We start from the raw sequence: 13,962 nt of genomic DNA, 5'->3' as shown, positions 1-13,962 counted from the left end.
GGACGGCCGCGGAGACGGTCGCGGAGGCGGTTGCGCAGACGGCCGCGGAGACGGTCGCGCAGACGGCCGCGGACATTCGAGCAGGGGACGGCAGAGGCGTGACCATGCGGCAGACCACACGTCATGAGGAACTGACCTCCTCCGAGTTCGGGATCTGGCTGGCGAGCCGCCGGCACCCGGAGGCGTACAACATCCACCGCGTCTGGGAGATCGACGGCAGCCTGGACGAGGAGGCGCTGCGGGCGGCGGTGGCCGAAGTGGTCGGCCGCCACCGGGTCTTCGGCCGGCGGCTGCACGAGGGCGCCGACGGCCCCTCCTGGTCGGCGGGGGAGGCCGTACCGGTCTGGTCGGCCGACGAAGGAGCGCCGGACGAGACCGTCTGGCGCGCCGAACAGGGCGCCCACCGCTTCGACCTCGCGGCCGAGTGCCCCGTACGGGCCGGGCTGCTGCGACGGGCTCCGGGGCGGTACCTGTTCTCCCTCCTGATCCACCATGTCGCCTGCGACGGGCTGTCCCTGGAGATCCTCCTCGCGGAGATCGCGACGGCCTACGCCTGCCGGACGGCGGGTGGCCCCGCCCTGCCGCCGGCGGCCGCGGACCGTCCCGCGTCCGCTCCCGCCGCGTCGACGGGCTACTGGACGGAGCAGCTGGCCGAGGCCGAGTGGCTGGGGTCACTGCCGCGTACACCCGGGGCGCGCACCCCCGAGGCCGAGACCCTCGTGCTGCCGCTGACCGGGGCGGAGACCGAGCTGCTCCGGACGGCCGCCCGGAGCCTGCGGGCCACCCCGCACGTGCTCGGCCTGGCCGCGCTGTACGGCACCCTCGCCGCGCACGGCAGCCGCCGTGACGTCATGGTCGCCACGCCCTTCGCGGGCCGCACGCCCGACACGGCGGAGGCGGTCGGCTGCCTGGCCCGGGTGGTGCCGATGCGCCAGCGCTGGGCGGCCGGTGACACGGGCGCGGCCCTGGTCGCCGCCGTCCGCCGGACCATGGCCGGGGCGCTGGGGCACCTCGCCGAGCCGATCCGGGAGGCGGCCGACCTGTTCAGCCCGGTCGAGCCCGGGGTCACCGTCGCCTTCCAGGCGCACGGCCCGCTGCCCGCGCCCGGCCTCGCGGGTGTCGACGTGCGGGCGCTGTCCGAGGACGGCTCGGGGACGGTACGCAACGACCTGGAGTTCGACCTCTATCTGCGCCCGGACGGCGGCGAGCTGGCGCTGACCCGCCGACTGGCCGGCGGCACCACGGCGGAGGCGGGCGCCCGGCTGCTCGCCGACTACCGCGCGACCTTGCTGCGGCTGGCCGGCGACCCGGGCGCCCCGCTCCTGGGCTCCGGGCCACTGCACGCGGTCGAGTCCGCCACGGTGCTGCGCGCCGCACCGGCGCCCGGCCCCGTACCGCTGGTGATGGAACGGTTCGCCGAGCTCGTCCGCGAGCATCCGGACCGTACGGCCGTCAGCTGCCCGGCCGGGGACACCAGCTTCGCCGAACTGGACGCCGCGGCGGACGGGCTCGCCGCCCGGCTGGCCGCAGACGGAGTGGCGCCCGGCGACACGGTCGGCATCCTCGCGGAGCGCGGGGTGGCCCTGGTCGCCGCCGTCCTCGCCGTGTGGCGGGCGGGCGGCTGCACGGTGCTTCTCGATCCCCTCCACCCCGAGGACCGGATCGCGTACACCCTCGCCGACACCGGAGCCCGGGTCGTGCTGCGCAGCCCCTCCCTGCGGGAGCACGGCACGGGTACGGTCCGCGTCCTCGACCTGCCCGCCGGGCGGGAGACGACCACCCTCGGCGCGGACGGGTTCCGTGCGCCCGAGCCCGAGGCCGGACGGCTCGCCTACGTCATCCACACCTCCGGCACCACCGGTCTCCCCAAGGGCGTGATGATCGACCACGCCTCGTACGCGGCCTTCGCCGAGGTGTCCCCGGCAGGTCGTGGGGCGGCCCGGCACGGCCTGGTGAGCTCGGTCTCCTTCGACCTGTTCTACCTCCAGTTCCTGCACCTCTTCACCGGCTCCTGCCTGGTGGTCGCGGACGAGGACACGTACCGCAATCCGCAGACCCTCGTGGACTGGGTCGAGAAGCACGACCTCCGCTTCCTGGGTCTCACACCCTCGATGTTCGGTGCCATGCGGAACTTCGGCTTCGAGGACGTGCTGCGGCGCGGGAGGCTCGGTCTGCTGCTCGGCGGCGAGGCCCTGGACGAGCCGACCTGGCAGCTGCTGCGGGACCTCGGCGTCGAGGGGGTCAACGCCTACGGGCCGACCGAGGCCACCATCTGTGTCACGGCCGGCGCCTTCGGCGACCGGGACACCCCGGGCATCGGCCGGCCGCTGGACGGCGTCTCGGCGTACGTCCTCGGGCCCGACCTGCTGCCGGTGCCGACCGGTGTGGCCGGCGAGCTGTACGTGGCCGGCCCGCAGCTGGCCCGGGGCTACCTCGGCTCGCCGGGACTCACCGCCGACCGCTTCCTGCCGGACCCGTACTCCACCGTGCCGGGTGCGCGGATGTACCGCACCGGCGACCGGGTGCGGATGGAGGAGGACGGCTGCCTCGTCTATCTGGAGCGCGCCGACCACCAGTTGAAGGTCCGCGGCCAGCGGGTCGACCCGGTGGAGGTCGAGAACGTGCTGCGCGACCAGCCCGGAGTACGGGACGCGTACGTGGCGCGCCGGGCGCCCGGCACCGCCAACGGGCTGCTCGCCTACGTGCTGCCCGAGCGGGACGGCCGGCCCCTCGACACGGCCGTGCTGCGCGCGGCCTGCGCCCGCAGGCTGGCCCCCGCGGCCGTACCGGCCCACATCCTGGTCCTCGACGCGTTCCCGCTGTCTGCCGGCGGCAAGCTCGACGAACGGGTCCTGCCCGGACCGTCCCCGACGGGCCCCGGAGCCGAACCCGCGCAGGACGACGTGGCGCGGCTGTGGCAGGAGGCGGCGGGCGCGGCGGCGGGCTCGGACGACGAGGACTTCTTCGCCTGCGGCGGCAGCTCGCTGGACGCCGCCCGCCTTGTGGCCGGGGTCAACCAGGCGTACCAGGCGGAGATCGACCTCGCGGCGTTCTTCGCCGAGCCGACCCTGCGCGGACTGCGGCACCAGCTGGAGATCTCCACGGGTGCGGCGGATGGCGATGTTCCCGCCGACGGTCTCTCCCCCGCCCAGCGGCGGCTGTGGCTGATGCACCTGCTGGACCCGAAGAGCTCCGAGTTCACCGTCTACTGGGCCGTGCGGCTGTGCGGCGCGCTGGACCGGGACCGGCTCGCGGAGGCATGGCGGGAGGCCGTCGAGAACCACGGAGAGCTGCGGCTGCGGGTGCTGGACGACGCGGGCGAACCCGGCCGGGCGGCCTGGCCGGCCGAGGAGTTCGCGCTCCGCACCCGGACGCTGCCCGAGGCCGAGCTCGAAGCGGAGCTCCGCGCGGCGGCCCGGCAGGTCTTCGACATCTTCGGCGAGCCGCTGGCCGCCCTTGAACTGATCTCCCTCTCCGACCGCCCGGACGAGCACGTCCTCCTCCTTACGGGACACCACCTCGTCCTCGACCGGCGCTCGGTGGAGCTGATCACCGACCAGCTCTACGCCCGTCTGGACGGCCGACCGGTGGCGGCGCCCCGGCGTGGCTACCACGAGGCTCCGGTCCGGACGCCCGAACGGACCGAGAGCGCACGGGCGTTCTGGTCGGCCGAGCTGGCGGAGGCGGTGGCGGCGCCCGCGATCGACCTGGGCGGGCCCGGCGGTACGGGGCTGCCGGCCGACTCGGGGCACGGGGAGCAGGTCGGCTCGGTGCGGGCGGCCGTCGCCCCGGCCGACTGGGCGCGAGCGCTGGAGACGGCGCGCACCCACCGCACCACCCCGCTGGTCCTCGCCCTCTCCGCCTTCGCCCTGACGGCGGACCGCCACGGCGCCGCAGGCGATGTCGTGGTCGGCACCACCATGGACGTCCGGCTGCCCGGCTTCGACGACGTGGTGGGGCTGTTCGTGAACCCGGTGCCGGTCCGGCTGCGGGTCCACCCCGAGCTGTCGGGCGGTCAGTTGCTCGGCCGGGCCCACCAGGCGCTGCTGCGTTCCCACGCCCACCGTGACACGCCCTTCGACGAGCTGATCCGGGAGCTCGGCCTGCGCGCCGAGCCCGGCCGGACCCCGCTCTTCCAGGCGCTCGTCGACTACGAGCCGACCGCCCGGGCCGCGGCCCCGGCCGGGCTCGGCGTGCGGCCGGTCGACATCCCGGCCGAGGTGGCCAAGTACGACCTGGAAATCGTGCTGCGGGAGAGCGGCGAGAGCGGGACGGGCGCGGAGGTCGAGATCGCCTTCCGCCACAGCCGGTACAGCGAAGCCCAGGCCGCCCGGCTGGCCGCCGCGTTGCGCGACACCCTGGTCCTGCTCGCGACCGAACCGGACGCCCCGGCGCGCGTGCCCCTCGAAGACGGCGCGGTACTCCACCGCCCCGCGGCGGAGCCGGAGGCGTACATCCAGGTCGGCCGGCTGTTCGAGCGGATCGCCGACGCGGACCCGGACCGCGAGGCCGTGGTCTGCGGCGAGGAGCGGCTGAGCTACGGCCGGCTGCGCTCGGGCGCACTGGCCGCGGTGGCCGCCCTCGCCGAGGCGGGAGTCGCCCCGGGCGACCGGGTGGCCGTCGTCGCCCCGCGCTCGGCGGCCATGATCACGGCCCTGCTCGGGGCCCATCTGGCCGGCGCGGTCGCCGTCCCGCTCGACGTGGACCACCCGGACGCCCGGCTGACGCAGGCGCTGGCGGACTGCGGCGCCACGGTGCTGCTCGGCACGGCCGGGACGGTGGCCCGTGGCCGGGCCCTGGGGCTCGTCGCACTGGACGTGACCGCCCTCCCGGAGCCGGCCGTCACCCCGGCCCTCCCGTCCCGCGGGGAGCGGGACGCCGCCTACATGATCTTCACCTCGGGCAGTACGGGCCGGCCCAAGGGCGTCGTCGTCGAGCACGGCGGCCTCGCGGCCTCGACCGCCGCCCGGCGCGCGGTCTACCCGGGCGAGCCGGTGTTCCTGCTGCTCTCCCCGCTGGCCTTCGACTCCTCCGTGGCCGGGATCTGGGGCACCCTCACGGCCGGCGGGCGGCTGGTCGTCGCCGGGCCGGACGACGTCCGCGACCCCGGCCGGCTGCTCGGCCTGATCGAGCGTCACGCCGTCACCGACCTGCTGTGCGTGCCCTCGCTGCACGGGGTGGTGCTGGGCGAGGCCCGGCGGGCCGGCTCCGCCGCGCTGCGCTCGCTGCGCCGGGCCGTGGTGGCCGGCGAGCCGCTTCCGGAGCAGGTCATGGACCTCCACTTCGAGCTGCTCCCCGGGGTGGAGTTGGTCAACGAGTACGGACCGACCGAGGCCACCGTCTGGTCCAGCTACCGCCGCTACCGGGCACCGGGAGCGATCGACATCGGCGGTCCCGTGCCGGGCTACTCCCTCTACGTGCTCGACCACACGCTCCGGCCGGTGCCGCCGGGCGTCCCGGGCGAGCTGTACGTCGGCGGGCCCGGCGTGGCCCGCGGCTACCTCGGCCGGCCCGCCGACACCGCCGCGGTCTTCCTGCCGGACCCCTTCGCCGGGCGGCCCGGTGCGCGGATGTACCGGACCGGTGACCGCGTCCGCCTGACCGGGTACGGCGGCCTGGCCTTCCTCGGCCGGGCCGACGACCAGCTCAAGATCCGCGGTCACCGGATCCAGCCGGGTGAGATCGAGACCGTGCTGCGCGAGGCCCCCGGGGTCCGCGAGGCCGCGGTCGTCGCCCACGGCCAGGGCAGGCTCGCCGCCTTCGTCACGGGCGGCGCCGACCCGGCCGGGGTCCGCCAGGAGGCCGTCGACCGGCTTCCCGCCGTGATGGTCCCCGGTGCGGTGCACGTGATCGAGCGGCTGCCGCTCACCACCAACGGCAAGGTCGACCGCAAGCGGCTCGCGGAGGAGGCGGACCGCCGCGTACCCGTGGCCGCTCCCGGCGCTCGGGTGCGCCCGGAACACGCCGAGGTGGTCGCGGCCTGGTGCGAGGTGCTGGGCGTCGCGGACGTGCCCGTGGACGTCAACTTCTTCGACGTGGGCGGCCATTCGCTCCTGATGCCGCTGCTCCAGGAGGCGCTGCACCGGCGCACGGGTGTCCGGGTGCCGATCCTCGACCTCTTCCGGCACAGCACCGTCGCCGACATGGCGGCCCGGCTGCGCCCGGCGCCCCTCGGGGAGCCCGGGGAGCCCGCCGGGCCCGCTGCCGAGAGCCCCACTCAACCCCCCGCCCAACCCCCCACCCTCTCCCGTCGGGACGCCTCCCGGCAGCTGCGCCTGCGCCGAGCCCGGCCCGAGGCGCCCCGAGAAGCCCAGGAAGGAAACCGATGAGCCGCGACCGTTCGCTGGACATCGCCGTCACCGGGATGGCCGGCCGATTCCCGGGCGCCCCGGACGTGGCCCGGCTCTGGGAGGCGATCGAGCAGGGCCGCCCCCTGTTCCACCGGCTCACCCCGGAGGAGCTGGAGCAGGCCGGAGTCCCGGCCGAGCTCGCCGACGACCCGGCCTACGTGCCGGTACACGGCCGGCTCGCCGACGCCGACCGCTTCGACCACGAGTTCTTCGGGGTCAGCCCCCGGGAGGCCCGGCTGCTCGACCCGCAGCAGCGCCTGATGCTGGAGTGCGCCTGGTCCGCCCTCGAGGACGCCGGGCACCGGCTGCGCGAGCCGGACACCCGGCGGACCGGCGTGTACGCGGCCGCCAGCAGCAGCGAACACCTACGGACGCTGCTGGCCGGCGGCGAGCTCGACGACCCCGAGTTCGACGAGGCGATCGTCGCCAACGAGCGGGACTTCCTGGCCACCAGGATCGCCTACAAGCTCGGTCTCACCGGCCCCGCGATGGCCGTTCTGACGGCCTGTTCGTCCTCGCTGGTCGCCGTGCACCTCGCCATGCAGGCGCTGAACAACGGCGAGTGCGACCAGGCGCTCGTGGTCGCCGCCTCCGCCAACGCGCCGCAGGCCGGCCACCTCCACATCCCCGGCGGCATCCTCTCCGGCTCCGGCGTCTGCCGTCCCTTCGACGCGGGCTCCGACGGCGCGGTCGGCGGTTCGGGCGTGGTCGGCATCGTGCTGCGCCGCTTCCAGGACGCCGCCGACGAGGGTGCCCCGATGCACGGCGTACTGCTCGGCTCGGCCGTCAACAACGACGGAGCGGGCAAACCCGGCTTCTCCGCGCCGGCGGCGGCGGGCCAGGAGCGTGTGATCCGGGAGGCCTTCGCGGCCGCCGACGTCGACGTCTCCTCCCTCGGATACCTGGAGACGCACGGCACCGGGACCCCTGTCGGCGACCCGATCGAGTGGTCCGCGGCCTCGGCCGTACTGGGCGAACTCGGGGCCGCCCCGGGCCAGATCCAGGTGGGCGCGGTCAAGGGGAACATCGGCCACCTCGACGCCGCCGCCGGCCTCGCGGGTCTGGTGAAGGCCCTCCTGGTGGTCGGCCGGGGAACCGTACCCCCGCTCACGAGCTTCACGGGCCCCAACCCGCTGCTCGATCAGGACGGTTCACCGCTGGCCCTGCCGACGGCGGCCGGCCCCTGGCGCGGCCCCGAGCCCCGCCGGGCGGCCGTGAGCTCCTTCGGTATCGGCGGCACCAACGCCCATGTGCTGGTGGAGCAGCCGCCAGCGGCGGCACCGGCCGCCGCCCGGGCCGACGGGACGTCCGGCGAGGACCGGTTGGTCGTGCTGTCGGCCGCCGACCCGGCCGCGCTGCGCCGAGCGAGGGCCCGGCTCGCGGACCACCTGGACGCCGCCCCCGAGACGGTCGCCGACGTGGCCCGTACCCTCGCCCGGCGGGCGGTGCTCCCGTACCGCTGCACGGTCGTCGCCTCGACCGCCGCCGAACTCTCCGCCGGGCTGCGCGCGGCGGCCCCGGAGGCGGTGGCCGCCGAGCGCGTACCGGCTCCGCTGGTCTTCCTCCTGCCCGGCCAGGGCACCCAGAAGCCGGGCATGGCGCTGCCCGTCGCCCGGGCGCTGCCGGGCTGCGCCGAGGCCCTGGAGAGCTGCCTGCGGGCCTTCGGGACCTCGCTCGCCGCCGAGTTGGGCGACGCGCTGTACGACGAGGCCTTCCCCGCCGAGCGGCTGGAGGCCACCCGGCTCGCCCAGCCTGCCCTGTTCGCCGTGGAGTACGCGGCGGCCACCGCCCTCATCGGGCTCGGCCTGCGGCCCTCGGCGCTGATCGGGCACAGCCTCGGCGAACTGACCGCGGCCTGCCTGGCCGGTTCCCTCGATCTGCCGACCGCGGCCCGGCTCGTGGAGCACCGGGGCCGGCTGATGCAGGAGTGCGATCCGGGCGCGATGCTCGCCGTGACCTGCTCGGTCGAGGAGGCCGAGCAGCTGCTCGCCGAGTCCGGCGCGGGCCTGGAGATCGCGGCCGTCAACACCGCCGTGGACACGGTCCTCACCGGGCCCGTCGTGGAGATCGACGCCTTCGCGGCGAAGCTGGACGGCCGGTACCGCAGCCGTCGGCTGCGTACGAGCCACGCCTTCCACTCGGCGCTGATGGACCCGGCCGCCGCCGGGCTGCGGGAGGTGCTGGCCGGGATCCGGCCCGCGCCCGCCGAGGTGCCGTGGGCGGGCAACACCGATGGGGTGCTCGTCCCGGCCGGCGCGGTCGTGACGGCCGACCGGTTCGCGGAGCAGCTGCGCCGGCCGGTCCGCTTCGCCGACGGGCTCACCACGCTGGCGGCCGCGTTCCCGGGCGCGCTCGCGGTGGAGGTCGGCCCGGGACGGGTGCTGTCCGCGCTCGCCGAGGCCGCCGGTCTGGATGCCGTGCCGCTCTGCCCGGCGGTGTCCGCCGAGGGCGCGGCCGCATCGGTGTCCGCCGCGCTCGGCCGCCTGTGGACCACGGGCCAGCCGGTGGCCGTGGAGCGGCTCGCCGGCCGGGGCCGGGCCCGCCACCTGCCGACCTACCCCTTCGAGGGGCCGCGCTGGCCCCTGCCCGTACGGCGTGTCACCGCCGCGGCCGGCCAGGCGGCCACCGTCTCGTACGCCGACCCGGTCCCGGAGCAGTCGTCCGCGACCGGGCCGGAGGAGGCGCGCGGTCCGGTGGAGCTGGTCTGCGAGCTGTGGTGCGAGGCGCTGGGACTCGACGGGATACGGGACGGGGCGGACTTCTTCGAACTCGGCGGCGACTCGCTGACCGTGACCCGCCTCGCACGCCGGATGAGCCAGGTGTTCGGGGTGGACGTGCCGGTGCGCGAGCTCCTTGCCGCCCGGACGGTCGACGGTCATGTCGCGCTGGTCGAGGACCTGTTGATCCAGCAGCTGGTAGCCGAGGCCGAGGGGGCCCTGTGAACACCGCACGTCTCGCCCGACTGACCCCTGATCAGCGGGCCGAACTCAGCCGCCGGCTGGCCGGCCGCAGGTCCGCCCCGCTCCCGGAGCAGGACACCGCCCAGGCCCTGGCCTCGGCTCAGGCCCTGGCCTCGGCCCCGGTCCTGGCCTCGGCCCCGGCTCAGACCTCGGCCCCGGCTCAGGCCCTGGCCTCGGCCCCGGCTCAGGCTCTGACCTCGACCTCGACCTCGACCTCGGCCCAGGCAGACCCGGCCGGAAGCCACCCGCTCTCCGACACCCAGTACCGCCTGTGGCTCGCCGAGCAGGCCCACGGCCCCTCGGCCGCCTTCACCGTGCCGCTGGCCCTGCGCATCGAGGGCCCGCTGGACACCGGACGCCTCCAGGCGTGCCTCGACCTGCTCGCCGTACGCCACCTGGCGCTGCGCGCCCGGATCGTCCAGGAGGACGGGGCACCCCGGCAGCGCTTCGACCTGCCCGCGCGGATCCCGCTGGAGGAGCGGTCGCTCGACGGCGGCGAGGCCGCGCTCGACCGGGCCCTGAAGGACGAGGCCGCGCGCTCCTTCTCGCTGCTGCGGCCGCCGCACCTGCGTGCGGTGCTGCTGCGCACCGGCCCGGACGCCCTGGTCCTGGTCCTGACGCTGCATCACGCGTTCTGCGACGGCTGGTCCCTGGAGGTCCTGATCCGGGAGCTCTTCGAGGCGTACGGGGCGCCGGGCGCCCCCGCCCTGCCCGCCGCGCCGGCCGCGCAGCACCTCGACTACGCCCGGTGGGAGCACTCCGCCGCCGGCCGTGACCGGCTCGCCCGGAACGCCGCGTACTGGGCGGACCACCACGACGCCCTGACGGACCTGCCGGAACTCCCGTTCGCGGGCGGGCCGCAGCACGGTGGCGCCGACCGGGTGTCGGCCTTCGAGCCGCCCGCCGGCCTCGGCGAGCGGGTCGCCGAGCTGGCCCGGCGGGCCGGGGCGACGCCGCACGCCGTCTGGCTCGCCGGCTTCGCGGCGACCTGGCACCTGGCCACGGGGGCCCGCGCCGTCCCGATCGGGGTGCCCGCGGCCAACCGGGCCGAGGCGCGGTGGGACGGCGCGGTCGGTGCCTTCGTCGCCACGCTGCCGCTGGTGCTGGGGGTCCACCCGGCGCAGAGCTTCACCGATCTGGTGCGCCAGGCGACGGAGGCGCTCCTCGAAGGCTCCGGACAGGCCGTGGTGCCGCTCGACGGCCCGGCGCTCGCGGCGCCCGCCGCGATGTTCGTCCTCACCGGGGAGGGCGGCTGCCTGGAGGTGCCCGGCGGGCTCACCGTGGAGACCCTGCCGATCCGGGTCCAGGGCAGCCAGAACGAGCTCACCGTCCAGCTGGTGGAGCGTCCCGGCGGCCTTTCGGGCGTCCTGACGGCCGCCCCCGGCCGCTACAGCGGTGCCGGCCTGGACCGGTTGAGCGGCGCGTACCTCCGGTGCCTGGACACGCTGCTGGCCGATCCGGCCGCGCCGCTGGCCGCCGCGGACCTGCTGGACGACGAGGAGCGGAGCCTGCTCGCCGCCTCGGCCGAGGCGGCGGCCGCACCGGCCTTCGGCCTGCCCTACGAGGCGTTCCGCCACTGGGTGGAGCGGACCCCGGAGGCCTTCGCCGCCGCCGACGCGGACCGGACCCGGCTCGGCTACCGCGAGCTCGCCGACCGGGTGGAGTCCTTCGCCGCCGGTCTGTACGAGGCCGGGGTGCGGCGCGGCGGTGCGGTGGCGGTCTGCCTCCCGAGGTCCACCGACTACCTGGCGGTCACCCTCGCGGTCTGGCACCTCGGCGGCTGGACCGTCCCCCTGAACGTGAAGGACCCGCGGGACCGGCTGCGCAGCCTTCTGACCGGCGCGGGGGCGGCCTTCCTGGTACGGCGCGCCGACGCCCTCGCCGTGGAGCTGCCCGGCGTGGCCGAACTCGCCGTCGAGGAACTCACCCGCGAGGGCCGGTCCGTGCCGCAGACCGTCCTTCACCCGGCCGCGCTCCGCCCGGCCGATCTCGCCTACGCGGTGTTCACCTCGGGCACGACCGGGACGCCCAAGTGCGTGACCGTGCCGCAGGGAGCGCTGGCCAACGAGCTCGCCTGGCGGCGGGCCGCCATCGGCCTGGACGGGCGGGACCGTGTCCTCCAGACCATCCCGCTGGCCTTCGACCCGGCGTTCTGGCAGTGCTTCGGCCCGCTGGCGGCCGGTGCGGGCGTGGTCTTCCCCGACGCGGACCCGGACGCCACCCCTGGTGCGGTGGTGGACCTGGCGCTGACCCACGGCGCCACCGTGGTCGACCTGGTCCCCTCCCTCCTCGCGGCGCTGGACGACGAGGATCTGCGCCGGCTGCCCGCCCGGGTGGTGTTCTGCGGCGGCGAGCCGCTGCCGGCCGCGCAGGCCGAGCGCTACGCCAGGCTGGGCTCCGGAACCCTGTTCAACCAGTACGGGCCCTCCGAGACCTGTATCGACGCCACCTCCCACCGGTACGACGAGGGGCCGGCGGCCGAGGGCACCGTGCCGATCGGCCGGCCCATCGGCGGCGTCCGGCTGCACGTCCTCGACTCCGCGCTGCGGCGTGTCCCGGTCGGCGTGCCCGGCGAGCTGTACATCGGCGGGCTCGGCGTGGCCCGGGGCTACGCGGGGCGTCCCGCCGAGACCGCCGCCCGCTTCCTGCCGGAGCCGGCGGGCCCGCCCGGCGCCCGGATGTACCGCACGGGGGACCGGGCCCGCTGGAACCCGGACGGCACCCTTCAGTTCCTCGGCCGCGCCGACAACCAGGTGAAGATCCGCGGTCACCGGGTGGAGCTGGAGGAGGTGGACCGGGCGCTGCTCGCGGTGCCCGGTGTACGGGAGGCCGCGGTCGTGGTGGTGGGCGAGCGCTTCCACCGGCTGGTCGGCTTCCTCGCCGGCGAACCGGACCTGAGCCCGCAGGACGTACGGGAGCGGCTCGCCGGCACTCTGCCCGCGTACATGGTCCCGGCCGAGCTGCGCATCCTGCCCGTGCTGCCGACCACCGCCAACGGCAAGGCCGACCGGCGCCGGCTCACGGAGCTGGCCGGCAGCCGCCCCGCAGGTCGGCCGGACGGCGCCCGGGCGGACGACCCGGTGCTCGCCGCGGTCCTGGACGCCTTCACCGCCGTACTGGAACTTCCTTCAGCCGCCCCCGACGACGACCTCTACGACCTGGGCGGGGCCTCGCTCGGCGCGGCCAGGATCGCCGCCGAGCTGACCACGAGGCTCGGCACCGAGGTCCCGGTCCGCCTCGTACTAGGCAACCCGCGCGCGGGCGACCTGGCCGCGGCGCTCGGCAACCGGCGCGCGGCCGCCCCGGACGCGCCGGACGCCGGTGAGCCCGAAGCGCTCACGGGCGACGGGGCGCTCACGGGCGACGGGGCGCTCACGGACGAGGGGGCGCTCACGGACGACGGGGAGCCCGGGCCCGAGCAGCGGCAGGTGCTGGCGCTGGAGCGGCTGCTCGGCCACCCGGCCCCGCCGGTCCCGGTCCTGCTCGACCTCCCGGCCGATCCCGGGCCCGAGCGGGTGGCGGACGCCGTCCGCCGGCTCGTCGAACGCCACGACGCGCTCCGGCCGCTGCCCGGTGCGACCACCCCCGACGGCTGGCAGCCCTGCGTGACGGAGGCCCTGCCGGCCGAGCCCGAACTGCTCGACTGGCCGGCCGGGCTGATCGAGCGCCGGCTGCCCCACGGCCACCCCGGTCTGCAGGCCGTCCTGCTGCGCGGGGCCGCCGGGACGACACGGCTGCTGCTGCTCCTGGCCCGGAACCGGGCCGACGGCCCCTCGGCGGGAGTGCTCGCCGAGGAGCTGTCCCTGCTGCTCGCCGGGCGGGAACCGGCCGGGCGGGCGCCCAGCTACCGGCAGCACCTCCGGGAGCGCGCCCGTCGCCGGGCCCGCGACCGCGAGGAGCTGGAGCGGTACTGGACGCACACCCTGGCCCCGCTGCCCCACGACCCCTTCGCCCAGCTGCGGGAGCACGGCCGCGGGTTCCGCAACCGCGGGATCCGCTGGACCCTGCCCGCCGAGCTCGACGCCCGGCTGCGGGCCCGCGGCACCGAGCTCGGGGTGGCCCCGGCCGCCCCCTTCCTGGCCGCCCTCGGCGGTCTGGTCGCCCGGATCGCCGGGGCGGACACGGTGGCCGTGGGCACGCCGGTCGGGCACCGGTCCGGCACCGCCGAGGCCGGCCTGGTCGGCCGGGCGGTGGACATGCTCCCGGTGGTCCTGGCTGCCGGGGGCGACCCGAAGGACGCCCACCGGGCCCTGCTCACCGCACTCGGCCGGTCCGACCTGCCGCTGGAGCGGATCGCCGAGCTCGTGGACCCGGTCGACCCGGCGCTGCGTCCGCCGGTCTGCGCGGCGGCCCTGCTGACGCACGACTACGACGGCGTCCCGGAGACGGCGCCCGCGCCGACTCCCGGCCCCGGCCCGGGCGACGCGGCACCCGGCTCCGGCCCCGGCCACGCGGCACCCGGCTCCGGCCCCGGCCACGCGGTGCCCGAGCACTGGTCCGACCTCGACCTGGTGCTCCACGTGGAGCCCGGGCCGGACGGCGCCAGGAGCCTGCTGCTCTCCGGAGACGTACGGCTGTTCGATCTCATCGCTCTGCGCGACGCCATGACCGAGCTCGCCGAGTCCCTCGGCCGCTGGGCCCCCTGAAACCAG

General features: G+C 76.7%; 3 protein-coding genes. All 3 read left to right on the top strand.

The window, feature by feature from the left end:
- The first annotated feature begins 104 nt into the window (after window positions 1-104).
- From OG361_RS20005 to OG361_RS19995, 3 genes are read left to right on the top strand one after another with little or no spacing between them, the layout of a single operon-like run.
- Window positions 105-6,329 carry an amino acid adenylation domain-containing protein gene (locus OG361_RS20005; RefSeq protein WP_405855422.1) on the top strand — a complete coding sequence of 2,075 codons (6,225 nt, stop codon included), beginning with the start codon at window positions 105-107 and terminating at the stop codon, window positions 6,327-6,329.
- A complete protein-coding gene (locus OG361_RS20000; protein ID WP_405855420.1) occupies window positions 6,326-9,292 on the top strand; it encodes a type I polyketide synthase in 2,967 nt (988 codons plus the stop codon). The genes OG361_RS20005 and OG361_RS20000 overlap by 4 nt, the downstream gene beginning before the upstream one ends.
- A complete protein-coding gene (locus OG361_RS19995) occupies window positions 9,289-13,956 on the top strand; it encodes an amino acid adenylation domain-containing protein (RefSeq protein WP_405855418.1) in 4,668 nt (1,555 codons plus the stop codon). Before OG361_RS20000 ends, OG361_RS19995 begins: the two co-directional genes overlap by 4 nt.
- Window positions 13,957-13,962 lie beyond the last annotated feature (6 nt).

It is taken from the genome of Streptomyces sp. NBC_00090 (assembly GCF_045160815.1).
Lineage (GTDB): Bacteria > Actinomycetota > Actinomycetes > Streptomycetales > Streptomycetaceae > Streptomyces.
This window is presented reverse-complemented; position numbering and strand designations above follow the sequence as displayed.

Excerpts from the sequence above, each read along its gene's own strand:
- OG361_RS20005 (WP_405855422.1), top strand. The coding sequence starts at position 105 with ATGCGGCAGACCACACGTCATGAGGAACTGACCTCCTCCGAGTTCGGG.
- OG361_RS20000 (WP_405855420.1), top strand. The coding sequence starts at position 6,326 with ATGAGCCGCGACCGTTCGCTGGACATCGCCGTCACCGGGATGGCCGGC.